This is a genomic window from Promicromonospora noduliphila, from assembly GCF_056951025.1.
The window spans coordinates 1,002,945-1,029,876 of record NZ_CM167806.1 but is presented as its reverse complement, the minus strand read 5'-3'; the positions used below and the strand labels follow the sequence as shown (position 1 = coordinate 1,029,876).

Genomic DNA, 26,932 nt, shown 5'->3' with positions numbered 1-26,932 from the left:
CGGGGTGCACACCGTCAGAGCTTGGTGACCGCCGTGTACTTCAGGGCGATGCGCTTGGTGCCGTTGGTGCCGAAGTCGATCTTGACCACGGCGTTGGCCTCGACGTCCACCACGGTGCCGAGCCCGTAGGCGTCGTGCGTGACGCGGTCGCCGATCTCCAGGTTCGGGATGTCCTTCTGGACGTTGATCCCGCCGAACCCGCCCTTCGCGCCCGCCTTCTTCTGCGGCGAGAACGGGTTGGCCTGCCCGCCGCCCGACGACGTCACCGGGCCGTTGCGCGAGCCTCGCCCACGTGCGCCGGACCGGCCCGACGACCACGTCGAGCCCGTGCCCGAGCCGCGCCCGCCGGAGCCGTAACCGCCCGACCCGTACCCGCCGTTCCAGCCGCCGCGGCCCGCGCGGATCGCCGCCGTCGACGACTCGCGGCGCCGCCAGTCCCACAGCTCCTCAGGGATCTCCTGCAGGAACCGGCTCTCCGGGAACTCGTTCGCCATGCCGAAGGCCGCCCGCGTCGACGACCGTGTGATGTACAGCCGCTCGCGCGCCCGGGTGATGCCCACGTAGGCGAGGCGGCGCTCCTCGGCGAGCTCGGCGTCGTCGTGCAGGGAGCGCATGTGGGGGAACGTGCCGTCCTCCATGCCGGTGAGGAAGACGACGGGGAACTCAAGGCCCTTGGCCGTATGCAGCGTCATGAGCGTGATGACGCCCTGGTTCTCCTTCGGCGCCTCCTCGGCCGCGCCGTCCGCCACGTCCTCGTCGGGGATCTGGTCGCTGTCGGCGACCAGGGAGACCCGCTCCAGGAAGTCCGCGAGGGAACCCTCGGGATCGGTCTCGCCGAAGTCGACGGCCACGGCGTGCAGCTCGGCCAGGTTCTCGACGCGTCCCTCGTCCTGCGGGTCGTCGCTCGCGCGCAGCTCCGCGAGGTAGCCGGTGCGGTCGAGCACCGCGCCCAGGACCTCGGCCGGCGGGGCACCCTGGTCGACCAGGGCACGCAGCTCTCGCATCATGTCGCGGAAGGCAAGCAGCGGCTTGAGCGAGCGGGTGGTCATGCCGGGGATCTCGTCGGCCCGCTCCAGGGCGGCCCCGAACGAGATGCGCTCCCGGTCCGCGAACGACGCCACCAGCGACTCGGCGCGGTCGCCGAGCCCGCGCTTGGGCACGTTGAGGATGCGACGCAGGTTCACGTCGTCGTCCTCGTTGGCCAGCGCGCGCAGGTAGGCGACGGCGTCCTTGACCTCGCGGCGCTCGTAGAATCGCGTGCCGCCGACCACCTTGTACGGCAGGCCGACGCGGACCAGCACCTCCTCGAGCGCACGTGACTGCGCGTTGGTGCGGTAGAAGATCGCGACGTCACCGGGTCGCACGCTCTCGGCGTCGCCCAGCTTGTCGATCTCGTCGGCGACGAACCGCGCCTCCTGGTGCTCGTCGTCCGCGACGTAGCCCACGACCTTGGCCCCGGCCCCCGAGTCGGTCCACAGGCGCTTGGGCGTGCGGCCCGCGTTCCGGGAGATCACCGCGTTGGCGGCGCTCAGGATGTTCTGGGTGGAGCGGTAGTTCTGCTCCAGCAGGATCGTCGTGGCGTCCGGGTAGTCCTTCTCGAACTCCAGGATGTTGCGGATCGTGGCGCCGCGGAACGCGTAGATGGACTGGTCGGAGTCGCCGACGACGGTGAGCTCGGCCGGGTCCAGCCCGCTGTCGTCGTCGGTGCCGACCCCCGCGAGCTCGCGCACCAGCGTGTACTGCGCGTGGTTGGTGTCCTGGTACTCGTCGACCATGATGTGCCGGAACCGCCGGCGGTAGTGCTCGGCGACGTTCGGGAACGCCTGGAGCAGGTTGACCGTGGTCATGATGATGTCGTCGAAGTCCAGCGCGTTCGCCTGGGCCAGGCGCGCCTGGTAGCGGGTGTAGACGTCGGCCAGGACCTGGTCGAACTTCGGCGCCGTCGTGTTGCGCTCCTCCGCCGACTGCCCGCCCCAGGGCCGCCGGATGCCCCCGGCGGCCGCCGAAGCCGCCTCCGCGAGCGCCTCCTCCGTCGCGTTCGCGCCGGTCTGCCGCACGTAGGTCTCGGGGTCGATCAGCTCGTTCTTCAGGTCGCTGATCTTGTTCGACAGCCCGCGCGCCGGGTACTTCTTGGGGTCGAGGTTCAGCTCGCGCGTCACCAGGGTGATGAGGCGCTGGCTGTCGGCGGCGTCGTAGATGCTGAAGCTGGACTTCAGGCCCAGGTTCGCCGCCTCGCGGCGCAGGATGCGCACGCAGGCCGAGTGGAACGTGGACACCCACATGCGGTTCGCGGCCGGGCCCACCAGGCCCTCGACGCGTTCGCGCATCTCGGCCGCTGCCTTGTTGGTGAACGTGATCGCGAGGATCTCCCCGGCGCGCGCCCGGCCCGTGGCCAGCAGGTAGGCGATGCGGTGCGTCAGCACGCGCGTCTTGCCCGACCCGGCGCCGGCCACGATGAGGAGCTGCCCACCCTCGTGCACGACGGCGGCCCGCTGCTGCGGGTTGAGCCCGTCCAGCAGCTCCTCCGGGTCGAGGTGCGCGAACGCGCCCCGCGCCCGAGGTACCTCGGACTCGTGCGGCAGGCCAGCCAGCCAGTCCGGCTCGGCGGGCAGCGCCGCCTCGCCCGGGTCGCCCTCGTCCGGTCCGTCGTCCCACCGCGGGGCGGTGCGGGGCAGACGCGCCTCGTCACCCGGCGACGCGGGATCGAGGCCGGGCAGGGAGAGGCTGTCGAAGAGGGAAGTCATCGCCCCTAAGCCTAGGCGGGCTGACTGACACTGGGGACGAGCCGCGCGGCTACGCACCCGTCCCGCACCACACTGGCAAGCTCACCCTCTGCGCCCGTTGGCAGCGCTACCGCCATCCGCGGAGTCGAAACCGTCCTGGTTCCTGGCCGACGTCTCCCGGATGTACGCACTGATCTGCTCAGTCCTGTCGGCGTATTGACCGCGGGTCAGAGGAGGCTCGCCGGCGATCCGAATCACGTGTCCGGTATTGGCGTCCACCTGGTCGACATCGTTGAAGCGACGTGCCGATGTCGTGTAGCCGGCCTTCGCCTCGGCACGGGAATTTTCGGTTGCACAGGGCTGAAACGACGGACGAGGAGATGACGTCGCAGGCAACAAGAATCATCACCAGGGTCAGGAAAGGTGAGGACGCATATCCACCACCTGTGATCGCCATTCCGGCTACAAGTATCACCAAGAGGGGAAAGAGCGCCAAGATAAGGCCGACCTCGATCTTGGCCAGTTTGGCCCCGGTTGCTCCGGGCAGCAGTACGACCCTCGCGCCGGGCACCCATTGATTGACAGCCACCTCGTCGCTCCTCCACGAGCCCAGAACAGCGCCGGAAGAGCCGAACGGGCCGACATACTTGGCTGATGCCGCAGGTTAGCCGACTGGTCAACCTGCAGCATCGGAGTGCCCGTGGCGGTCTAGCGCTGCCATCAGCTACCGAGACACATTTAACGAACGACTGCACATCACTTATCGACACCATTATCCGATGGCGGGCGACGGTATCTTTCGTCACCGAAAAGTAACCTCGCCGTCCACGACGACGGGTGCCATCGCGCGTGATGGCCAGCCGCCCTACCTAGCAAAATGACGACTATCGAGTACGCCAGAATGATCCCAGCCGTGCGGGGGTACATGAGGTCCGCCATGCCATGCTCAATCCACCACACAACACCAACGCCTACCGTCAACGCGACGGCAGTCAGGCAATAGAGCAGGACCGCGAGGGCAGACAACCGCCGCGACTTCTGTCGTTCGACGTCTCTTGAAGCTTCGGCCTCGTGCTCCTGACGGCTGATACGAGCCATCATCGCGCCAGCGAGCAGCGGCAGAGCCCATGCTACTCCAAGCGCGACAGGAAACGAACCACCAAATAGGGTCAAGCCCACCGCCGCGACGGCACACGCAATTACGTTCCTCATGCAGATATCCAAGCACCGATAAGCGCGCCTCCAGGCACGAGCAACAAAGCCTGAGCCCATTCCCAAACACTCAACCACGCAACATTTCGCACCACATCCCCCGGCCCACTGTGCTCTCTCTGATCGGCTAGGATCCCCTCGAGGATCTGAGCCGCGCGATCAACTCGCGACACCCGACCGAGTGCCCGTGAAATATTTGCACGCTGCACTGCCCAACAATCATGAGCATCGCCATTCACGTCGATAATTCGCACGAAGGCCAGCGCCTCGAATCGTTCGATCGTGCGCCACGGATACCAGCGCTCGCCGACCAAGTCGCGCACATATACGCCGGTCGAATATGCGACAATCAAGCTTCGAACGGCGACCATCAGCGCAAGATTCAGGATCACAAAGATCCATACCCCGACCCAGAACCCCCCGAGGCCGCAAAGAAACGCGACTAGAACTATCACCCATCTGAAGATCGTGACAGCATGCCTCACGCCTCCGGCATCAAACCGCGCAAGTTCCTTGGCGCCACTCCCAGCGAGCGAGAAGCCAGATTCCATTCGCACCTTCAGCATCTTGTCGATCCGACCTTGCTCACCGTACCCAGGCAGACTGCGCCCGGCAGTCCTGTAACGAGGCCGGCTACTGTCCCGAGCCCTGCGGACGCACCCGCCGAGGTCAACCCCTGGCCGATGCCTGCCCCCCAGCCCAGTGTAACCGTTTGGAATATGGCGAGGCCCACAACTTGCTCAGCCGGCATCCCATTCCACGCATTGTTGGCCGCCCCAGCCCCGATCGCAAGGAGTCCCATGACCACGCACGCAGTACCAGCCGTCAAGACGCACGTCACACCAGCAGCTACTCCAAGCCCAAAGACAGCCCAGTTCGCCAGTTCGTGCTTATGGTCAAGAGACCACTCCCAAACCATGTTCGCCTTACCCGCGATCCAATCGCCAGCCTTCTGCGCCCCGTCCGCGGTCGCCTCGCCATAACGTTTCCACTGCTGCCAGTGAGCGCTATTGTCGAGCGGATTGTTACTCTTCGACTTAGCTTTCAGATCCAGTGGTTCTTTCACCACGGGCTTTCGGGTGGTACTGTCGCCGGTGCCGCCACCGGAGCTTCCTCCGGCACCACTTCCCGCCGAGTAATATCCGCCGCCATAGCTAGTGGAGGTGGCGGGTGGTGGCACGTAAGTCCCTGGCTGCCCGGCCGTCGGCGCCTGACGGGCGACGCCGGCCCCAGATTTGGTCTTGGGATCCTTCGGCAATGCCTCCTGCGCCTGCGGCCTCGGATTGCTCATATAACCGTCGTGCGCATAGGGATTCTTGCCAGTCGGGTCCGACAGCGTGACCGGCATGTTGTTCGCATACGAGTACGCGTTCCATTGTTGTGGGTCGGTCAGGTCCATCACCGGGTCCACGCTGATGAACCTTCCCAGCACAGGGTCGTACATCCGTGCCCCGATCGCGGTGAACCCGGTACTGTCCTCGGGCTTGTCGAGATATCCGTGGTCCCCGACCCAGACCGGGTTGGTGCCGTCCAGCCGCCCGTCCGCATCAGCGTCACCCAGCACCGCGCCACGGGTGGCTCCGAACGGGTCGGTGTACTGGCGAGTGACCCGGTTGGCAGACTGGTCAACTTGCAGCATCGGGGTGCCGTGGTGGTCCGGGATGACCGTCGTCTGTCCGGTAGCCCCAACCGCCGCTCGGGTCGTGATCGTCTTCCCGTTAAACATGTAGTAGCGATTCGCGGTGGACGCCCGGCCGTCGTCGTACGCGGTCAACTCCATCCCACCCGGCAGGTACAGAGTCGAGGCACCGTCCTGGCTCCGGACCAGACGCTCCCCGTCAGCCGAATACAGGTACTTGTCCGTCTCGGCCGCGTCGGCGGTGTCACCGTCCCCGTTACCGTCCTGCGCCACCGAGGTCAGCTCGCCCTCGGCGTCCCAGACCAGGGTCTGCGCACTTTGGCCGGCCAAAGTACGACCGGTCATGTTCCCCGCCTGGTCGTAGGAGAACGAGGAGGTGCCCGTGGTCGCACCCGAACTGTTCTTCGTGGTCACACCTGTGACGGCGTGCGGCTTACTGCCCGCCGCACCACCCGCAGCCGGATACGCGTACGTGCTGGTCTTGTCCCCGCCGTTCGCGGTCGACGCGTGCTGGGTCACGGACTTGCGGTTGCCCACGGCGTCATAGGTGTATGACGTCCAGTACGGATCCGCCCCACCCAGCCCGGCCACAGTCCGGTTGCTGGCGGCACAGTCCCCGTTGCCCGGGGTCCAAGCCTCGGTCAGGCGCCGCAACCCGTCATAGCTGAAGCACTGCCGGTCCGGGCTCACGCCTGTCGCGGTGGGGTTGTTCTTGATACCCAGCACGTTGCCCGCATCGTCGTAGACATAGCGCGCCACCAGATCGTCCCCGTCGGCGCCCTCGCGGGTCACGGACTGCTCGGTGAGACGACGGGTATTGATGTCGTACGTCCACCGCGCTCCCACGGACCAGTTTCCGCCGAGGTCAGCGAACAGCAGGTCTCCGTACTCGGAGTACTCCGAGTCGACGACGTACGCGCCGTCGGCGCCGCCGATCATCTGGTACGGCTGGTTCGCCGAGTCGTAGGTGGTGGTGACGGTCTCCCCAAGCAGGTTCCCCGCGCGCTGCAGGTAGGTCGTCTTGGGCAGACCGGTCGCCGTGTAGGTGTATTCGGTCGTGTACGAGCCAGTCAGCCCTGACGGCAGGGCGGTGTTTGTGGGCACAGTAACCGTCTGGCCCAGCGGCCTGTAGTGGTGGTCGTACCCTGTCACAGAGGTGGTCAGCACCACTCCGCCGGAGTGCCTCGTGCTGGAGGTCAGTTGCCCCTTTTCGAGCGTGTCGTATGCCCAGGAAGAACGGAGCGCTCCCGTCGTGGTGTCGTCCCGGGTCTCGATCTTCCGGCCCAGCGCGTCGTAGATGTTGACCAGCTTCTCGCCCCGCGCGTCGGTGGTCGAGGTGACTTGTCCGGCGTCGTCGTACGTGGTGAACGACGTGCCCTTGTCCGGGTCCGAGGACTCGATCTGCCGGCCGCGCAGGTCGTACTTGTACGACCAGGAGTTCGCCGCCGGGGTGGCAGCATCGGTCACCTTCGTGAGCCGGTTGGCGGCGTTGTACGTGTACCGGGTCACCTGCGACGTCCCGGACGGGCTCCCACCGAGGTACTGGTGCAGTTCGACCACGTTTCCGCGTGCGTCGGTGATCTCCATAGTCGGAGTTCCGCCGGTGGGCGGGTTCACCAGGGTTCGGTCGCCCCGGTAGGTGGTCGTGGTGCGCCAGCGTTCGTCGGCACCGGAGCGTTCGATCTCTGCAACGGCCCGGCCGGCGCCGTCGAACTGGGTGACGGTCGAGGACGGCACGACGAACTTGAACTGGTCGTCTCCGGTACCGGTCGTGGGGTAGGCAACGGTCGTTGCAGGAGCACCGGTGCCGAACCACTTGTCGTAGGTGATGTGAGGCAGGCCCCGCGTGTCGTACAGGGTGTCCGTCACGACGCGGCCGGGGTTGTCGCGGTCCGCCGATGGCGACTGCGTCTGACGATCCCGCAGCAGGCCGTCCAGGATCGTCGTCGACGTCAGGTAAGCACTCGCGTCGTGGTTGAGCGTCTTGGTGGTCACGGCATTCACACCGGTGTCCCGCACCGTGTACGCGAACGTCGTGTTCGCCGTGTGAGTACCCTGCACGCGCCCAGGCTCCCATACCGCGACCAGGCGACCCAGCCCGTCGTACTTGCCGCTGGTGATGTTCCCGTTCGGGTCGGTGACCTTGAGCGGGACACCGAACGCAGGGTCCAGCTCCGTAATCGTGGTGTGCTGAGTCAGAGGCCCGGTTCCGTCTGGATCCGGCGACTTTACTGTCGTGCCGGTCTGTAGGCCCTCGGTCGGCGTGTAACTGGTGGTCGTCGTGCGTCCCAACGCGTCGGTGCTCGTGAGCACACGGCCGTAGCTGTCGTGCGTCGTGCGCTCGACGTCCACGTACGACGGACTCCCAGAGTTGTACGCCTTGACCTCCTGGGTCTTGGTGACAAGGCCCTTTGTCGGTAGGACCCCAACGTCCTCGCCGTCGTAGCCGTACCGCTTGTCCGCGATCACGTCCTCAGGGACAACCGGGTTCGGGTCGCACTGAACCCCGGCGACGGTGTGAGAACGTCGCACGGTCTCGAGGATGTTCTTGCCCGGGTTGCGCACGTAGGTAGTGCTTGTGCAGGTCTCGTCGCCGGTCTTTGCCGTGTCGCCACGCTCGAGGACCTTCTCCGGCAGGCCGTAGGTGTCGTCGAGTTCCGTCTCCGTCACGACGGTCCGGGTGCCGGCCGCCAGGTCGGGCGCCGCCGTGATCGTCTCGGTCTTCTGCACGCCCGTGTGATACGCCGACTTGCCGCGCGAGTCGGTTGCCCTGGCGGTCGACCGCCAGGGCGTCGACTTGATCCGCTCGACCTCGCTGGCACCGTTGTAGGTGATGTTCTGGTGTTCCATGCCGGCGTACTGGTCCAGGTCGTTGATCCCGTCCACCTGGACGCTGGTGGTTCCTCCGTCGGCGTTGAGGCGGTCGCCATGCATTCCTCGGAAGTACTGGACGCGAGTGCGTAGTTGCGGGTGATCGGAGATACCGGTCTCACCCTTCTTCGTCTCGACGATCTCGTATCCACGCCACTGGCCCCAGGTGCGCTGCTTCGGTCGCACCAGCTCGTTGTCGTCGTAATGCCATGCCGGGTCGCCCTCGTACGTGTAGTACGTCTCGACGTTACGGGAACCAGGAATCCGCGCGTTCTCGAGGGTCGCGGTCACGACGTACTTGTGAAAATACTCCAGCACCGGAGTGTCGGCCCCCGCCGGGGTCCAGTACACCGGCATGCAGAGGCGAGTGTTTGTCCACGGGTTGGTCGGCTTCGAGTTAGCCGTGCAGTCCGGGGCGGAGTAAGTGACGCTGATCGCTCCGCCGGACTCCGACTGGATCTGGGAGACACGGAACCGGTGCATTGACGGCCGCCCGTCGGTCTGGGTGTCGACCCGGTTCGGCGCGCCCGCCCAAGTGAACGTGACCAGCGGCAGGTCCGTCACGTCATCTGCCGCGGCATCTGCCGCGAGTCCGTCGTGCTCGATCGACTCCAGCCAGAGCTGCTTGCCAGTCTCACCACCGGGATCGGGGAACGAATGCGCGAGCGTCCACTTGTCCACGTCCTCCCACGTGGTACCGGTCTTGATCTGCGTAGTAACCGCGGTAACACGCCTGGTGGAGAAGAACGACGGAGAGTAGAGGTTCGGGCACTCGGTGGCGCTCGTAGCGCAGACCAGGTCGGTGGGCACATCGGGCCACCTGCCCGGGTTGGCCTCCATCTTGCTCGTGGCGCAATCGAAGTCCGTCGTGACCAGGCAGCGCTCGACCTTCGAGAACACGACTCGGGCCGGTGCGGTGGCCTCCGAACCCTGACGGGACCCGTACAAGATCTGATTGATGGTCGAGCCGCGTTCGTAGTCGGACACTCCGCCGCCGTTGTTGTGCCCGTACGAGTTGAACTCCCGGTTGTACGTGTACGTCATCGTGTTGCCGGAGGTGTCCAGCACATACTCCAGGTTCCACCGCCATGCCTGCACGCACGCCGACGACGAGAATGCGCTGCTGTTGTAGCACGGTTCGCCGGGATGATTGCCGTACACCCGCACTGTGCTGGTCGAAAATGTAGACACCCCGTCGGCTGCAGTCTGAGCCCGCCCGAAGAAGTACTGCGTCCCGTCGGAAGTGGTGACCTTCCACCACTCCTTGTCGTTGTCGGCGTTCCAGCCTGGCGTGCTCGCGTCGTCCCCGCGGAACCGCTGCACCTTGGTGTTGTCGTCCGCGGCCAGGCGGAACGTGTCCGAGCTGCCATCCTTGATCAGCTCGCCGGCCTTACCACCGAGCACGAGGCTGGCGTTGTCCGACTTCCAGCACAGGTCGCCAGTCTTGTGGCTTGCGTTGTTCGCGCTGCCGGCGGTGTCCTGCGCGCACGGAACGTAGGAGCGTTCGATGTATCCACCGGTCGACAACGACCAGCCATCGCCGATCTCGCCAGCCTGGGAGTTGGTCGAGGCGACCTTGCCGTCGAGGCTGCCGGAGTCGTAGTTCAGCGCGACCTCGGGGGCTAGGCCACCGGGTGCCGGCGGGGTACGCATCGGATAGGACCAGGTGAACGACCCCGTGTTTCCGGTCACGCCCCACGACGCCGAGGGGTCCAGCGATGTGGCCGACCAGTCGCCCTGATCGCCAGAGACGCCTGCGGCCAGCGCGAGCACCATCGGCTCGGCGCCTCCAACCTGTCGCCCGGCCGCATCGGTGATGGCCGGGCTAGCTTCAGGCAACTTGACCCGGGCCGCGACCGCTCGGCCCGACGTGCTGTCGGATGACAGGGAGCCGTCTGCGGGACGCAGCTCGGTCTGGTCCCTGCAACCCCTCACGTCGGGCGTGGTCAGCACACACGCCGGCATCTGCACCAGCCGTGCGCGCGAGACCCAGTCCGGAGAGACATCCAGACCGCTGAGGTCCACGGCTAGATCCACGACGGACGAGCCCGTCTTGGCGTCCGCCCGCCCGGCCGCGTCGTTCGTGACGGTCAGCAGGGCGCCGGTGAAGCCCGCCCGCTCAACTGCGGCCGCGCCCAGTGCGCGGACCCGCACCGGTGCGGAAGTGTCGGCCGCTGTCTCGGCGTCCTTGCCAGGCGCCCTGGGGTGCTCCACCGTGACCGGCAGGTCACCGGCCTTGCCACGCGCGGGCTTGCCGACGCCGGGCTCGAGAGACACCGCACCCGGTGCAAGGCTCGCCAGCGGCACGCCTGCGTCATCGTCGTTGCCGGTATCGGCGGCGTCATTAGTCGGGCCGCCCTTGACTATCTCCGGCGGAGCTTTGACCGGGATCGTCTTCTTCTCGTGCGCGGTCAAGGGTTCCGCACCCTCGACCGCGTCCTTACCCCACAAGTCCTCGCCGTGCTCCTGGCGCTCTTCGAGGCTCCAGGTCGCCCGTTCGGCGAGGGAAGGCAGCACAGCCGCCGCTGCCGGTCCGGCGGTGGTCGAGAAGATGACGCAGACCGCGGCGATCCCGGAGATCATCGTGGTCAATGCCCTGCGCGTTCCTGTCGAGGGCATGCGGGTAGACGTGATCTTGGTTGTCATGGTCGTCAGCCCTCTCACTCGCCGCCACCGGGCGGGATATCCCCCGGGTTGCCCACGACCGCACCATCGCCGTCGCCGTCTTCCAGCTCTGCCCCACCGGTCATGTCACCAGTGCAGATCGCGGTGATCTGCCCGTTGCCGAGCGGCGCGTTGTACAGACGAACCTCGTCGATCGCGCCGCGCCAGTTGTAGGTCGCCGCCTCGTTGAACTTGGACCGCCCGACCTGCACCGCACCATTGCCTGACCAGGACGTGCCCGCGTAGTCGACCGTTCCCACGTCCGGGTCGACCACCGGGATCCCCGTGCCCTCAGGGTCGCGTCCATCGGGATCGACCGGCACGGGGCACACCGACAGGCTCAGCTCGCCCGCGGACGCGTTGTACACGCCGGCCAGGTGCACCCACTCGCCGGTGGTGATCGCGCGGGTCGAAGTCGCCTTCAGGTTCGCCGACCCACCGCCGTCCTCGTCATAGGTCCAGAACGCCCAGCACGTCACCGGCTTGACCCCGGTCGCCGGGTTAGCGGGACAGAAATCGCCGGCGAGCTTGCCCAGGTTGAACCCCGCCTGAACCACCGCGTCCTGGGAAACCGCGACCTTGTTCACCGACCCGGCCTCGTCAGCCCGCACGAACGCCGAGACCGTGAACCCCGCGCCGTAGTCCCCACTACCCGTTCGGGTCGTGCACGCGTTCGCCTTCAGGCCCTGGTCCTCGGTCTTGCCGTCTGGCACTCCTGCGGGGCCGGTCGTATCCGAGGCACAGCCGAACGTGTTCACGACCGGGCCGGCTGTGAATGCGGTGTCCGATGTGCCTCCGTCGAAGACCAAAGCGGTGTCCCCGGGGCGTCTCAAGTTCAGTGCGAACGGTCCGGGCGTGCGACCTACTCCGCCCGAGAGCCGCAATGTATGCCCCAATGCCCCAGCGTCCGGTGTGTTCAGATCGGTCGCCCCGGAGATCGGGGTGAACTGGTCCATGTGCCAGTACCCGGCCGTGGTCGGGAAGTCCACGGTGAACCGGTATGTGCGCGTGCTAGACGTGCGCCCCGAGTCATCGACTGCCTCCGCGTACAACAGATGGGACCCCGGCCGGTTCATCGCGAACTCCACCGTTACGGGACCACCTGGGGACGACGGAGCCTTCGACGACCCCAGCCCGTCGGAGTTCATCGAGTACTTGTAGGTCACGACGTCCGAGGAGGGCGAGTCCAGGGTGAACGAGCCGTTCACACCCACTCCACCGGAGATCTCGCCGTCCGGGTACTGGCTCGAGGAGATGGTTGGTGTGCCGGGATTGGTGAGATCGACCTTGAAGTAGCAGCTCGGCGACTGATCCCAGGTGGTGTTCCGGTCCCCGGAGCCGTCCAGGAGATCCTGCACGGCCATCTGCCACCGGAATATGCCGCCCCCGGACAACGCTGTCGACGGGATCGAGCGCTCGAAGGTTGCCGGCGGCGCCTGGGTCGCCGACCAGTTCTCCGTGTAGAACACCTCGGTGCCCCCGGCTGTCACGACCCTGAACTTCACCCGCACCTGCGTCGAGTCCACGTCCCGGGCAATACCCCGCATCACGATCCCCGACGTGTTCGGGAACGACGGGGCGCTGCCCGCCGACGTCGAGCACGCCTCTGGCAGCTGCGCCTCGTACAGCAGCTTCATCTCCTTCGCGATCGGAGGCTTCGGCGCCCGGTTGTAGATGATCTCAAGACGGGGGTTCTCGTACCGTTTCCACGTGTAGACGTCCGAGGTGGACGTGCCCTTGAGGCCCAGGGTGATTCGAGCGGAGTTGTTGTCAGCGGCCCATCTCGCAACTGTCCCGATGTTCCACTCGATGTCCCGGTCGTTGTTGCACGCGGGCTTGTGATGGATGTCCTTCTCCGCAACCAACGACTGCCACTTGCCCGACGTCGTGAAGTTGTTCCACGTCGTTGAACTGGAGATCGCAGCCGTCCGGTAGAGCTGAGTCACACGACTAGAGCATGCATAGGTGTGGCTGCCAAAGATTCTGAACGTCGCCTCGCGAATATCCGAGCCTTTCAGGCTCGCGATCGTGGTCATCCCGGTCCACTGGAAGGCGGACCGGATGACGTTCGTCGTTGGGCAGCCGATGGTCGCGGTGCATGCACCGATCGGGAAGCTGGTCGCGTCGTTGTAGTGCACGCTCGACGGGTACGCGGACTGGATCACCGCCTTGCCGCCCGGATTCCTCGTGCCCGTGGTCGGGTCAACGTGGATGGCGCCGGCCATCCCCGCCAGTGCGTCCGGATCCAGGCGGACGGAAACCCCAGCGTCAGCACCCGACGGGACCTGGATGCCGGTGAGGAGCTCGGCGTTCAGCGACTCCACGGCATCCCCGGCAACCGGCGCCTCGGCCCGCCGCTCGTCCACACCATCCGCACCGATCAGCTCACCGTCCGGTGCCACCAGCACCTCCGAACCGGCCGCTGCGGCCGACGGCGCGAGCTCCGTCGACACGTCGGACAGGGCCGCCTCCGGGGCAGGCGCCAGCACCGCGTCCGCCGCCGAATCCCAGGCTCGCGCGGCCGGCAGCTCCGCGACCACCCGCGCCGTCGCGGTTTCCGTCACCTCGAACCCGCCCACCGCAGTGGGACGTACCGCCAGGCCGTCGGACAAAGTCACCGGGAAGACCAGACCATCGCCCGTCAACCCGTCCAGCTCCGGCACCGCGCCGAGTGCATCAGCCGACTCTGCGCGGATCACTTCCGAGAACGACGTCCCGTCCGAGTTCGGAGTCACGATCACGTCCACACCGGGAGCCAACGGGTAGACCACCTGCCCCGCAGCCACATCCACGACTGGGACGGGCAAGTCGAACGGCACGTCCACGGTGACCGTGTGACCCTCCGCCGTGGTCAGGGAAGCAAGCGGGCCGCCCGAGCCCGAACCACTGATGTCGCCGGCCGAGAACGTCAGATCGGCTGCCGGGGCAATCATCTCGATCCGCCCGTTCGCGGGAGCACCGCGCAGCGTGGCGTCCACCGGCTGCCACGGGGTGCCATCCCCGTCCGCGTCGGCCGGATCAGGAGCACGGACGGCATCGACGCTGGCCGACAGCTTTGCGTACCCGTCAGGCAAGATCGTCGTGGTCGACCAAGGGTCCGTCAGCGACTCGACGACCACTTCCGTGCCACAGGCCAGCGCGACATCTCGCGCAGCCGCCTCTGTCAAGGCCGAGGCCGTCGAGCAGTCCAGCACGTCACCAGCCACCGCCGGTGGTGACACAGGCCCTGCGATCGACCCCGCCATGATCAGGGCCAGGACCCCGCCGGCCACGCGGCGCGACCGCGTCGCCAGCCCTAAGCCACGCCAACCAGGACTCATAGCTCGAGTACGAGCGTTCACCACGGGGCCTCCGACCGGACTGCAATCGACGAACCAGTCCGAGCATCCAGATGACAAAGACGGCACCCTCAAGGTCGGACTTTCCAGCCGGAAGCCTCACTGAACGCAATGAACCGGTCAACATGGACAAACGTTCAAGTCGGTCAGGTCAGCGCACGTTGCCCCGAGCACCATCTAGAGAACGGATCTCGTCAGCAGCCTTTCAGCGGATGAATCGAATCCGCTCAGGGGACGTTCACCCTGTCGAAGCGCGGCTCGCGTGTGACGCAGATCACACCTGTGTTTTGGCGGGAGATGCACCCGATCAGCAAGGTGAGCCTACGAGCCGCCATGAAGGACCGCCGAAATACCTGACTCCGTTGCGCGGGGCGCCTTGTGCGCACCCAGAGAAGGCCGAGAAATGCCACCACGAAACCGGGTGAGATTCGGGTGATCTTTCGACCCGCACCCCCAGGAGAACACCCCGGGTGAATCCCGTGTTCACCCCCTCAACGGCTTTCTGCCGGGCGGCGATGCGACAACACTTTCTCCCATGCATTCCGCAGCGCCACACGTTCTGGTGATCATCCAGAACCTGCCGTTCCGGATCGACCGCAGGGTGCGGTCCGAGTGCCGCGCCCTGACCGACGCCGGGTACCGGGTGAGCGTGATCTGCCCGCAGGAGAACCCGGACGAGCCCGCCCGGTTCCAGGTCGACGAGGTGACCGTGCACTCCTACCCGCCCCCGCCGGAGGCGCGCGGGCTCGTGGGCTACGTGCGCGAGTTCGTGGTCTGCTGGTGGCGCACTGCCCGCGCGTCGGGACGCGTGCACCGTGACGCGCCGTTCCAGGTGATCCAGGCGTGCAACCCGCCGGACACGTACTGGCTGCTCGCGCTCCTGTGGCGGCTGCGGCGCCGGGTGCGCTTCGTCTACGACCAGCACGACCTGTGCCCGGAGGTGTACGTCGCGAAGTTCGGCAAGCAGGGCCTGCTGTACCGGGCGCTGCTGGCGCTGGAGCGCGCGACCTACCGGAGCGCGGACCACGTGATCTCCACGAACGGCTCGTACCGGCAGATCGCGCTGGAGCGCGGGAATGTCGACCCGAGCCGCAGCTCTGTGGTGCTGAGCACGCCCGACGGCGACCTCATGCGCCGCGGCGAACCGGAGCCGGGGGCCCGTGACCTGGGCGAGCACGGCGTGGCGCAGCACCTGGTGTGCTACGTCGGGATCATGGGCACGCAGGACGGCGTCGACCGGCTGCTCGCGGCCGCCGACCACGTGGTGCAGGACCGCGGGCGCACCGACGTGCGCTTCGCGCTGCTCGGGTTCGGGGACGCGCTGGCGGACCTGCGCGCGGAGTGCACGCGGCGCGGGCTGGACCCCTGGGTGCACTTCACCGGGCGGGTGGACCACACGGCGATCGGCCGGTGGCTGTCCAGCGCCGACCTGGGGGTCACGCCCGATCCGCCCAACGAGTTCAACGACCGCTCCACCATGAACAAGACGCTGGAGTACATGGCGCACGAGCTGCCCGTCGTGGCGACCGACCTGACCGAGACCCGGCGCAGCGCCGGCGAGGCCGCGCTCTACGTCGCGGGCGAGGACCCGGCGGCGCTGGGCGACGCGATCCTCGAGATCCTCGACGACCCCGACCGGGCCCGCGAGATGGGCCGGACCGGGCGCGCCCGGATCGTGGGCGAGCTGTCCTGGCGCCGGCAGGCCGAGACCTACGTGCGGGTGTTCGACGGCCTGACGGGCCGCGCCGAAGTCCTGTCCGGGACGCACGGATGAATGCCGGGCGCGGGAATTCCAGGCGCGCCCGAGCACATTGCTCTTTCACCCCTGGGTGAAATCCGCCCGTGGGTGAAGAAGGGCCGCCCACCGGGTGATTTCGAAACGCACCGGCCAGTGCACCGCTGAGCCGGGCCGTACATTGATCGGAGCCAGGAAAAGGAAGTTCTCCGGGCCGATCCGAGCTGATACCGGAAGAAGGCAGCATGGACCAGAAACGTCTGCGGGCGGCCGTGGTGGGCGCCGGCTACTGGGGCCCCAACCTGGCACGCAACTTCGCGACGTCGGACCGCTGGGAGCTCGCGGCGGTGTGCGACCTCGACGCGGACCGCGCGGCCCGGGTCGCGAACGCGAACGGCCGGGCCGACGTCGAGACCTCGCTCACCGCGCTGCTCGGCCGGGACGACGTCGACGCCGTGGCGATCGCCACCCCCGCCGGCACGCACCACCCGATCGCCATGGCCGCCCTGCGCGCGGGCAAGCACGTGGTGGTCGAGAAGCCGATCGCCGACCGTGCGGCGTCCGCGGTGGAGATGGTCGCCGAGGCGCGGGCCCGCGGGCTGGTGCTGATGACCGACCACACCTACTGCTACACGCCGGCGGCCCGGAAGATCCGCCAGCTCGTGGCGGACGGCGAGCTGGGCGACATCCTGTACATCGACTCGGTGCGGATCAACCTCGGCCTGGTGCAGCCCGACGTCGACGTGTTCTGGGACCTGGCGCCGCACGACCTGTCGATCATCGACTTCGTGCTGCCGGGCGGGCTGCGCCCGCAGTCGGTGGCCGCGCACGGCGCCGACCCGATCGGCGCGGGCAAGTCCTGCGTCGGCTACCTGGTGCTCCCCCTGCCGGGCGGCGCGGTGGCGAGCGTGCACGTGAACTGGCTCAGCCCCACCAAGATCCGGCGCATGACCATCGGCGGGTCGCGCCGCACGCTCGTGTGGGACGACCTGAACCCGCAGCAGCGCATCAGCGTCTACGACCGCGGCGTGGACCTGGAGACCCAGGCGCTCGACAGTCTGGAGCGCCGGGCCGCGACGATCTCCTACCGCCTCGGCGACACCTGGTCGCCCGCGCTGGAGGAGCGGGAGGCGCTCGGCGCCATGGTGAGCGAGCTCGCCGACGCCATCCACGCCGGGCGGCCGCCCCTGACCGACGGCATGGCGGGCCTGCGGGTGCTCGACGTGCTGGAGGCCGCCGACCGCAGCCTCGCCGTCGGCGGGGGCGTGTCCCCGGTCGAGACCGGCACCCTGCCGGCGCTGGAGCTCAGCGGCGGGCCGACGGGTGGTGCCGCATGAGCGCGCTGCGCGGGGCGAACGTCCTGGTCACGGGCGGCGCCGGGTTCATAGGCAGCCACCTGGTCGACGAGCTGGTGCTGCGCAGGGGCGCCGCATCGGTCACCGTCGTCGACTCCCTGGTCAACGGGCGGCGCGCGAACCTGGCGCAGCACGAGGACGACCCGCGGGTCCGGCTCGTCGCCGAGGACATCCGCAGCGAGGCGGCGCTCGGCCTGGTCGGCGAGGCCGACGTCGTCTTCCACCTGGCCTGCCTCGGGGTGCGGCACAGCCTGCACGACCCGCGCGAGAACCACGAGGTCAACGCGACCGCCACGCTGGAGCTGCTCGAACGCGCCCGCGCGGCGGGCGTCGGCCGGTTCGTCCACGTCAGCTCCAGCGAGGTGTTCGGCACCGCGCAGTACGCGCCCATGGACGAGCGGCACCCGACCTGGCCCGAGACGGTCTACGGCGGGTCGAAGCTCGCCGGCGAGGCCTACGCGCGCGCCGCGTTCCGCACCCACGGCGCGCCCGTCGTGGTGGTCCGGCCGTTCAACACCTACGGCCCGCGCAGCCACTTCGAGGGCGACAGCGGCGAGGTGCTGCCCCGCACCATCGTGCGGGCGCTGTGCGGCCTGCCCGCCCTCGTCTACGGCGACGGCGAGCAGACGCGCGACTTCCTGCACGTCACCGACACGGCACGCGCCCTGGCCGAGATCGCGGAGTGCGACGCCGCCGTCGGGCGCACGGTCAACGTGGGCTCGGGCGCCGAGGTGACCATCAACGACCTCGCGACCACCGTCGCCCGACTGGTCGGCCGCCCTGATCTCGACCCCGTGCGCCTGGAGGCCCGGCCGGGCGACGTGCGCCGCCTGCTCGTGGACAACACCCTGGTCCGGGAGCTGACCGGGTTCGCGCCGCGCACCACCTTCGAGCAGGGGGTCGCCGACCTCGTCGAGTGGTTCCGCGGCCGCCCGGAGAGTCCGGAGGAGATGCTGAGCCGCATCGAGGACCGCAACTGGGTGGCGCCGTCCGCCACCGACGGCACACCAGCGGCCGCGCCGAGCGCGCCCGCGACCACGGCCGCACCCGCCGCGGAGGTGGGCGCATGACCGCCGTCGAACCGGGCCTGGACCGCATCGACGTCATGAAGCCGTGGCTCGGCGCGGAGGAGGTCGCCGCGATCACCGAGGTGGTCGAGTCCGGCTGGGTTGCCCAGGGCCCGCGCGTCGCGGCGTTCGAGGCCGCGTTCGCGGAGGCCATGCGCGCTCGCGCCGCAGTGGCGACGTCGAGCTGCACGACGGCGCTGCACCTCGCCCTGGTCGTGGCGGGCGTGGGCGAGGGGGACGACGTCGTCGTGCCCTCCTTCTCGTTCGTCGCGACGGCCAACGCGCCCACCTACGTGGGCGCCCGGCCCGTGTTCGCCGACGTCGACGCCGGCACGGGCAACCTCACCGTCGAGACGGTGGCCGAGGCCCTCACGCCGGCCACCCGTGCCGTCATCGCCGTCGACCAGGCCGGCGTGCCCGTCGACCTCGCGCAGCTTCGCGCGCTGTGCGACCCGCTCGGCATCGTGGTGATCGAGGACGCCGCGTGCGGCGCCGGCTCGACCTACCAGGGCCGCCCGGTGGGCGCGGGCGCCGAGATCGCCGCCTGGTCCTTCCACCCCCGCAAGATCCTCACCACGGGCGAGGGCGGGATGCTCACCACGAGCCGCCCGGACTGGGCCGCCCGCGCGCGCCGCCTGCGGGAGCACGCGATGAGCGTCTCGGCGGCGGACCGCCACGTCGCCCTCGTGTCGCCGCCGGAGGAGTACGGGGAGGTCGGGTTCAACTTCCGCATGACGGACCTGCAGGCCGCCGTCGGCCTGGTGCAGCTCGGCCGGCTCCCCGAGATCGTCGCCCGACGGCGGCAGCTCGCCGCCCGCTACCGCGAGGAGCTGTCGGACGTGCCGGGCCTGCGGTTCGTCGAGGACCCCGCCTGGGGCCGGAGCAACGTGCAGTCGCTGTGGCTGGAGGTGCTGCCCCCGTACGGCACGGACCGGGAGGGGCTGCTCCTCGCGCTCGCCTCGGCGGGGATCTCCGCCCGGCGCGGCATCATGGCCGCGCACCTGCAGCCCGCGCACGCCCACCGGGACCACGCGCCGCTGCCCGTGACCGAGCGGCTGACGGCGAGCACGCTGATCCTGCCCCTGTACCACCAGATGACGGACGGCGACCTGGACCGCGTGGTCCACGTGCTCCGCGGCTACGGGGAGCGGTGACGTGACGCGGCGGGGGGACGGGCCGGTGCTGCTGGTCGGCGCGAGCGGGCTGGCCCGCGAGGTGCTGCCCGTGCTCGCCGAGACCGGGCAGGACGTGCTCGGCATCCTCGACGACCGGTACGCCGACCTGCCGCCCACGGTCGGCGGCGCGCTCGTGCTGGGCCCGGTGCGGGTGGCCGCGGCGCATCCCGACGCCCGCCTGCTGCTGTGCATCGGCCCGAGCCGCACCCGCGCCGCCGTGCACGACCGGCTGAGTCCCCAGGCGCGGTTCGCCCGGGTCCTCGACCCGTCGGTGCGCAACCCCGCCGGATGCCCCGTCGGTACCGGCTCGATCCTGCTGGCCGGCGTGACGGTCACCGCGGACGCCCGGATCGGCGACCACGTGGTCGCGATGCCCGGCGTGACCGTGACCCACGACTGCGTGGTGGCCGACTTCGCCACCCTCGCCGCCGGGGTGTCGCTCGGCGGCGGCGTCCGGGTCGGCCGCGGCGCCTACCTCGGGATGAACGCGGCGGTGCGCCCGGGCGTACGGATCGGCGCGGGCGCCGTGGTGGGCATGGGCGCCGTCGTGCTCGGCGACGTGCCGGACGGCGAGACCTGGGCGGGCGTGCCCGCGCGCGCCCTGACCGACCGCCCCGTCGGAGGCCCGCGATGAGGATCGTCGTCTACGTGCACCACATGGAGATCGGCGGCAGCCAGCTCAACGCCCTGGAGCTCGCCCGCGAGACGGCGGCCCTTGGACACGACGTCGTCGTGCTCGCGCCACCCGGCGGCGCGCTGTGGGGCGTCGCGCGCCGGTTCGGGCTGGAGATGGTGACGCTGCCGACCCACCTGACCTGGCCGTCGCCCCGGAACATGGCGCAGGCCGTCGCGGCGGTCCGCCGCCTGCGTGCCGACGTCGTGCACGCCTACGAGTGGGGTCCCGCGATCGACGTGGCGCTCGGGCCGCACCTGCTGCTGGGCACGCCCGCCGTGGTGACCACCCTGTCGATGTACGTCTCCGGATACATCCCCCGGCACGTGCCGCTCATCGTGGGCACCCGCCAGCTCGCGCAGGAGGCGTCGGCCAGGTACCGGGACGTGCGGCTCATGGAGCCGCCCATCGACACCGTCGCGAACGCTCCGGGCAGCACGGGCCAGGCGGCCCGCGAGCAGTGGGGCTTCGGCGCCGACGACGTGGTGCTGTCCGTCGTCTGCCGGCTCTCCGACGACCTCGACAAGACGGCGGGCGTCCTGGAGGCGATGACCCTGGTCGAGCGCGCGGGCCCGGACAGCCCGCTGCGGCTGCTCGTGGCGGGTGACGGCCCGCGGGCCGCCGACGTCGCGGCGCGGGCCGCCGCGGTCGACGCCGCCCTCGGCCGGCGTGCCGTGGTGGTCGCGGGCCCGCTGAACGACCCGCGGCCCGCGTACGAGGCGGCCGACGTCGTGCTGGGCATGGGCAGCTCGGTGCTCAAGGGCATGGCGTTCGGCAAGCCCGTGGTGGTGCAGGGCGAGCAGGGCTTCTGGCGCCGGCTCGACGACGGGACGCTCCCGATGTTCCTCGACCAGGGCTGGTACGGCTCGGGCGGCGCGGGCGTCAAGGAGCTGTCCGCCGAGCTCGACCCGCTGCTGCGCGATCCCGACCTGCGGGACCGGCTCGGCGCGTTCGGGCGCGACGTCGTGGCCGAGCGGTTCTCGCTGAGCGCCGCCGCGCGGCAGCTCGAGCAGATCTACCGCGCCGCCGTCGTCTCCGGCCGCCGCTCGGCCGTGTCCCTGGGCCGGACGGCGGCGATCGTCGTGCGGGACACCGCGCGCGGGCGCCTGCGGGAGAGGCAGGCCGGTGGCTGACGGGCAGTCCCTCAGCGGCAAGGTCGGGCGGGCCCTGCGCTGGAGCACGACCGGGACCGTGGTCGTGCGGCTGGGGAACCTGGGCCTGGGGATCGTCATCGCCCGCATCGTGTCGCCGGAGGAGTTCGGCCTCTACGCGATAGCCCTGACCGTGCAGAGCGTGGTCATGGCGCTGGCCGACCTCGGCCTGAGCGCCGACCTGGTCCGCAGCCCCGACTTCGCGCGCCGCACCGGCCCCGTGGCCGTGCTCGGCGTGCTCACCGGGAGCTTCCTGGCCGTGGCGACGGCGCTGTCCGCACCGGCGCTGGCCTCCGCGATGGGCGGCCCCGGCGCCGCCGGCCCCATCGCGATCCTGGCGGGGACGTTCCTGCTGGCCGGCGTGGGCGTGGTGCCCTTCGCCACGCTCCAGCGGCGGCTCGACCAGCGCGGCCTGTTCCGCTCCACCACCATCGACTTCGGCGTCGGCGCGGTGGTCACCCTCGTGCTCGCGGCGCTCGGCCACGGCCTGGTCGGCCTCGCGGTGGGCCGGGTGGCCGGTCAGGCGTGCGGCGTCGCCACCCAGTTCTGGCTCACCCGCACGCGGCTGCGGTTCTCGTGGGATCCAGCGGTCGCGCGGTCCGTGCTCGCGTTCGGGCTGCCCGTCGCGGCCGCCAACCTGCTGTCCTGGGTGCTGCTCTCGGTGGACCGCGTGGTGCTCGGCAACACCGCCGGCGCCGTCGAGCTGGGGTACTACGTGCTCGCCGCGAACATCTCGACGTGGCCCATGACCCTGGTCGGCCAGGCGCTCCGTTCGGTCACGCTGCCCGCCTTCTCCCAGGTCCGCGAGCGCGCCCAGGCCGCGCTGGTCCCGCTGCTCGGGCCGGTGTGGTGGGCGGTCGCCGCCGCGGCGGCCATGCTCGCGGCGCTGGCCCACCCGGTGGTCGTGCTGGTCTACGGCGGCCGGTGGGAGCCCGCCGCACAGATCCTGGTGCCGCTCGCCGCCGTCGGCGCCGTGCGCGTGGTCGCCGACGTCCTGGCCGGGTACCTGTACGCACTCGGCCGCTCGCGCGGCGTCCTCGTGGTGCAGGGCGTCTGGCTGGTGGCCCTCGTGCCCGCCACGCTCCTCGGCGCGCGGGCCGGCGGGAGCCTCGGCGTCGGCGTGGCGCAGGCGGCGGTGGCCGTCGCCGTGCTCGTGCCCGCCTACCTGGTGCTGCTGCGCAGGTCGCGGGACGACGTCGGCGGGCTGGCCAGGGCGCTCGCCGTGCCCGGCCTGGCGGCGGTGGGCGCTGTCGCCGTGGGCCTGCTCGTCGCCGCACGGGTCGACGACCCGCTGCTGGGCGGCTTTCTCGGCGGCGCGATCACCCTCGCCCTGTACGCGGCCACCACGCTCGCGTGGGTGGCGCCGCGCTGGCGCGCCGCGCGGGCGGCCCTGGACGGGCCGGACGAGTCGGACGACCAGGCGGCCGGCGACGGACAGCCCGCCGACGGACAGCGCGACGACGGACGGCCCGGCGACGGACAGCCTGGCGACGGACGGCCCGCCGACGGCGCGGAGCGCGGCCCCGAGCGACCGGCCGACGAGTCCGGACCGCACTATCCCGAACGAGCGGAGGCCTCGGCGGCGAGCGCCGTCCCGACGGCACGACCGAGAGGAACGACCCGATGACCGAAGCCACGACCACCACCGCCCCGGCCACGTCGCAGGACACCGCGCCGCCGCGCGACACCGCGCCTGCGGAGCACCCCGAGCAGCCCGTACCGTTCCTCGACCTCGCCCGGCAGACCGCCGAGATCGAGCACGACGTCCGCGAGCGCTGGGACCGCATCCTGCGCACGTCCGGGTTCGTGCTGGGGCCGGACGTCGACCGGTTCGAGCAGGAGTTCGCCGCCTACTCGGGGGCGCGGCACGCCGTCGGCGTCGGCAACGGGACGGACGCGCTGGAGATCGGCCTCCGGGCCGCTGGCATCGGCGCGGGCGATGAGGTGATCATCCCGGCCAACACGTTCTTCGCGACGGCGGAGGCCGTGCTGCGCTGCGGCGCCACGCTGGTACCCGCCGACGTCGACGACGACTACCTGCTGGACCCCCAGGACGTCGCGGACAAGCTGACCGCGCGCACCCGGGCCGTCGTCGCCGTCCACCTGTACGGGCAGATGGCGCCCGTGGCGCGGCTGCGCGAGGTGGTCGGCGCCGACGTCCTGCTCGTCGAGGACGCCGCCCAGTCCCAGGGCGCGAGCCGGGACGGTTTCCGCTCGGGCGGGGCCGGCGACGTCGCGGCCACCAGCTTCTACCCCGGCAAGAACCTGGGCGCGTTCGGCGACGGCGGCGCGGTCATGACGTCGTCCGACGACGTCGCCCTGCGGGCGCGGCGCCTGCGCAACCACGGCGGCGTCGACCGGTACGAGCACCTGGAGGTCGGGGCCAACTCGCGGCTCGACGCGCTGCAGGCCGCCGTCCTGTCCGCGAAGCTGACCAGGCTCGACGCGTGGAACGCGCAGCGGTCCGCCGCGGCGGAACGGTACGAGGACCTGCTGGCGGACGCGCTCGGGGAAGTGCCGGAGGTCGTGGCGCCCCGCGAGCTGCCGGGCGCCGCGCACGTGTGGCACCTGTACGTGGTGCGGACGCCGGACCGGGCGGCGGTGTCCGGGGCCCTTGCGGCAGCGGGGATCGGGCACGGCATCCACTACCCGGCCCCGGTGCACCTGCTGCCGGCCACGGCCCACCTGGGCTTCCGGCCCGGGCTCGCGCCGCGGGCCGAGGCGCACGCCGACCAGATCCTCTCCCTGCCGATGTTCCCCGGCATCACGGCGGAGCAGCAGGAGCGCGTGGTCCGGACGGTGCGCGACGCCCTGACCGGGCGGTCCGCACCCCGGGTGGTGGTCTGATGAGCACGGGCCAGGGCGCGGTCGACCGGGCGGCGACGGCGTGGCGCGCCTGGGTGGACCGGCACGCGACGGAACGCGGCGGGCTCGCCCACCGGCTCGGCCGGTGGGTGCGGTCGCCGCTGTCCCCGCGCACGGTCCGGCGCCTGGCGCCCGCCGCCCCGCGGTCGCGGCCGCGCGTGTCGGTGGTGGTGCCGTGCTACGGCTACGGCCGGTTCCTGCCGCAGACCGTCGAGAGCCTCGTGACCCAGGTGGGCGTGGACGTCGAGGTGATCATCGTCGACGACGCCTCGCCGGACGACAGCCTCGCCGTCGCCCGCCGCCTGGCGGCCGGCCATCCGGGGGTGCACATCGTGGCCAACGAGCGGAACGTGGGCCAGGTCGAGTCGTTCAACCGGGGCTGGGCAGCCAGCACGGGCGAGCTCGTGGTGCGGCTCGACGCCGACGACCTGCTGCCGCCCGGCGCGCTCGCGCGCGCGGCCGCCGTGCTGGAGCAGCACCCGGAGGTCGGGCTGGTCTACGGCCACCCCCACCACTTCGACGACGGGACGGAGCCTGAGCCGGCGCTCGGCGACCTGACCTGGACCGTCTGGGACGGGCGGGCATGGCTGGCCGAGCGGTGCCGCACGGGCGTGAGCTGCATCACCTCCCCCGAGGTGGTCATGCGGGCCGACCTGCTCAAGGACGTCGGCCCGCTGGACCCGGAGCTCCGGTTCACCATGGACGTGGAGATGTGGCTGCGGCTGGCCGCCGTCGGCGACGTCGCCTACGTGGGCGGCGCCGACCAGGCGCTGCACCGCGAGCACGCGGCCAGCCTGAGCGTGAACGAGGGCGCGGGCGCGCTGCTGGACCTGCGGGCCCGCGCGGACGCCTACGACCGGCTGTTCGCCAACGTCGGCGACCGGCTGCCCGACGCGGCGGCGCTGCACGACCGGGCGCGGATCGCGCTTGCCGAGGACGCGCTGCGATACGCGGCGGCGGCCGCCGACCGCCCGGAGTCGGTCGACAGCCCGGAACCGCCGGCCGACCGCTCGGCCACCGACCGCTCGCCCGCCGACTACCTGGCGTTCGCGGCCGGCGTCTGGCCGCCGTCCGCCACCTGGCGCGCGACGGCGCGCGTGCAGCGCCGGGCGAGCCGGGCCGGGCGCCCGGGGCCGGGCGCCGTCGTGCGCCGGGTCGCCCGCCGCGCGCGCACCGAGCTGCTGTACCTGCGCTGGGCGACGTCCGGCCTGTGACGAACGGAGAAGACATCGTGGACCAGCTCGGGGACCGCCTGGCCAAGGCCATGGCGACGGCTCGCCGGATACGCCGCGCGGGGGTGCACGGGGTGGAGCAGCGCCTCGCCGCACGCGCCTACCGGGCCACCGACGCCCGGTCGCTCAGCTTCCAGCTCGACCCGGCGGACGTCGCGGGACGGGTCCCGGCGGCGCTGCCGGTGCCTGCCGCTGCGCCGGTGGACCGGCCGCTGACCGTCGGCTGGGTGACGTCGCCGCCCGCGGCGGGCTCCGGCGGGCACACCACGCTGTTCCGCATGGTCGAGGGGCTGGAGGCGCGCGGGCACACGTGCGTCGTGTTCCTCTACGACCGGCACGGCCTCGACGTCGCCCAGCGGACCGCCGACCTGCGGCGCGGCTGGCCCGGTGTGCGGGCGGAGGTCCGGGACGCGCGCGACGGCATCAGCGGCGTGGACGCCGTGGTGGCGTCGTCGTGGGAGTCCGCGCACGTCGTGGTGGCCCACCGCCGTCGGCCCGCCCACCGCCTGTACTTCATCCAGGACTACGAGCCGTACTTCTACGCGCGCGGGTCGGAGTACGAGCTGGCCGCCATGACCTACCGGTTCCCGTTCCGCCGCATCGCGCTCGGCGAGATGGTAGCCGGCTGCCTCCGGTCCGAGCTGGGCCTGGACAGCGACGTCGTGCCGTTCGGGTGCGACACGGACACCTACCACCTCCCCGCGGACGAGGCGCCCCGGTCGGGCGTGGTGCTCTACGCGAAGCCGGACGTCGACCGCCGGGGCTACCTGCTCGCCCGCCTCGCGCTGGAACGCTTCCACCGCACGCACCCCGACCAGCCGATCCATGTCTACGGCTCGCGGCCGACGGACCTGCCGTTCCCGGTGACGTACCACGGCCGCCTGACGCCCGCGGAGCTGAACACCCTGTACGGGCAGGTCATCACGGGTCTCGCGATGTCGTTCACCAACATCTCGCTCGTGGCGGAGGAGATGCTCGCCGCCGGCGTGGTGCCCGTGGTCAACGACTCACCGCTGGCCCGGGCCGACCTGCCCAACCCGTACGTCGGCTGGGCTGAGCCGACGGCGGAGGGCATCGCGGCGGGGCTGTCGGCCGCCGTCGCCCGCCCCGACGTGGCCGCCTACGCCGAGAAGGCGGCCGCGAGCGTGGTCGGACGGTCCTGGGCACCGACGCAGGAGCTGGTCGCCCGCATCATCGAGGACGAGGTTCGTGGCCCGGCCCGGTGACGACCC

At 70.5% G+C, this 26,932-nt stretch carries 14 protein-coding genes; 10 read left to right on the top strand and 4 right to left on the bottom strand.

The genetic code is table 11. From position 1 onward, the window contains the following. Positions 1–14 precede the first annotated feature (14 nt). From AC0QU1_RS04475 to AC0QU1_RS04460, 4 genes are all read right to left on the bottom strand, one after another. Positions 15–2,744, bottom strand: a complete 2,730-nt coding sequence (locus tag AC0QU1_RS04475) for a UvrD-helicase domain-containing protein (protein WP_483574673.1) — start codon at positions 2,742–2,744, stop codon at positions 15–17. Between the two features lie 1,187 nt (positions 2,745–3,931). Further along, positions 3,932–4,501 carry a hypothetical protein gene (locus tag AC0QU1_RS04470; protein ID WP_483574671.1) on the bottom strand — a complete coding sequence of 190 codons (570 nt, stop codon included), beginning with the start codon at positions 4,499–4,501 and terminating at the stop codon, positions 3,932–3,934. Beyond that, positions 4,495–11,091, bottom strand: coding sequence for an RHS repeat-associated core domain-containing protein (locus tag AC0QU1_RS04465; RefSeq protein WP_483574670.1), 6,597 nt, complete (start codon positions 11,089–11,091; stop codon positions 4,495–4,497). Before AC0QU1_RS04465 ends, AC0QU1_RS04470 begins: the two co-directional genes overlap by 7 nt. A 14-nt stretch (positions 11,092–11,105) precedes the next feature. Further along, positions 11,106–14,429 (bottom strand): LamG-like jellyroll fold domain-containing protein, encoded by a 3,324-nt coding sequence (locus AC0QU1_RS04460; protein ID WP_483616386.1) that lies wholly within the window; start codon positions 14,427–14,429, stop codon positions 11,106–11,108. A 553-nt stretch (positions 14,430–14,982) separates the two neighbouring features. Between AC0QU1_RS04460 and AC0QU1_RS04455 the strand changes: the two genes are divergently transcribed. The 10 genes from AC0QU1_RS04455 to AC0QU1_RS04410 all read left to right on the top strand — a co-directional run bounded on the left by AC0QU1_RS04455 (position 14,983) and on the right by AC0QU1_RS04410 (position 26,926). Beyond that, positions 14,983–16,221: a glycosyltransferase family 4 protein gene (locus AC0QU1_RS04455; RefSeq protein ID WP_483574668.1), complete on the top strand. Its 1,239-nt coding sequence runs from the start codon at positions 14,983–14,985 to the stop codon at positions 16,219–16,221. 206 nt (positions 16,222–16,427) lie between these two features. After that, a complete protein-coding gene (locus AC0QU1_RS04450) occupies positions 16,428–17,519 on the top strand; it encodes a Gfo/Idh/MocA family protein (RefSeq protein WP_483574666.1) in 1,092 nt (363 codons plus the stop codon). After that, on the top strand, positions 17,516–18,607 hold the full coding sequence (locus AC0QU1_RS04445; RefSeq protein ID WP_483574665.1) for a dTDP-glucose 4,6-dehydratase: 1,092 nt from the start codon (positions 17,516–17,518) through the stop codon (positions 18,605–18,607). Before AC0QU1_RS04450 ends, AC0QU1_RS04445 begins: the two co-directional genes overlap by 4 nt. After that, entirely contained in the window at positions 18,604–19,758 is a 1,155-nt protein-coding gene (locus tag AC0QU1_RS04440; RefSeq protein WP_483574664.1) for a DegT/DnrJ/EryC1/StrS family aminotransferase, read from the top strand. Before AC0QU1_RS04445 ends, AC0QU1_RS04440 begins: the two co-directional genes overlap by 4 nt. A 1-nt stretch (position 19,759) precedes the next feature. Next, entirely contained in the window at positions 19,760–20,413 is a 654-nt protein-coding gene (locus AC0QU1_RS04435; RefSeq protein ID WP_483574663.1) for a NeuD/PglB/VioB family sugar acetyltransferase, read from the top strand. Then, positions 20,410–21,585, top strand: coding sequence for a glycosyltransferase family 4 protein (locus tag AC0QU1_RS04430; RefSeq protein WP_483574661.1), 1,176 nt, complete (start codon positions 20,410–20,412; stop codon positions 21,583–21,585). Before AC0QU1_RS04435 ends, AC0QU1_RS04430 begins: the two co-directional genes overlap by 4 nt. Then, positions 21,578–23,230, top strand: coding sequence for an oligosaccharide flippase family protein (locus AC0QU1_RS04425; RefSeq protein ID WP_483574659.1), 1,653 nt, complete (start codon positions 21,578–21,580; stop codon positions 23,228–23,230). Before AC0QU1_RS04430 ends, AC0QU1_RS04425 begins: the two co-directional genes overlap by 8 nt. Further along, a complete protein-coding gene (locus tag AC0QU1_RS04420) occupies positions 23,227–24,450 on the top strand; it encodes a DegT/DnrJ/EryC1/StrS family aminotransferase (protein ID WP_483574658.1) in 1,224 nt (407 codons plus the stop codon). The genes AC0QU1_RS04425 and AC0QU1_RS04420 overlap by 4 nt, the downstream gene beginning before the upstream one ends. Beyond that, positions 24,450–25,682 carry a glycosyltransferase family 2 protein gene (locus tag AC0QU1_RS04415; RefSeq protein WP_483574656.1) on the top strand — a complete coding sequence of 411 codons (1,233 nt, stop codon included), beginning with the start codon at positions 24,450–24,452 and terminating at the stop codon, positions 25,680–25,682. Before AC0QU1_RS04420 ends, AC0QU1_RS04415 begins: the two co-directional genes overlap by 1 nt. Then, entirely contained in the window at positions 25,679–26,926 is a 1,248-nt protein-coding gene (locus AC0QU1_RS04410) for a rhamnosyltransferase WsaF family glycosyltransferase (RefSeq protein ID WP_483574655.1), read from the top strand. The genes AC0QU1_RS04415 and AC0QU1_RS04410 overlap by 4 nt, the downstream gene beginning before the upstream one ends. Positions 26,927–26,932 lie beyond the last annotated feature (6 nt).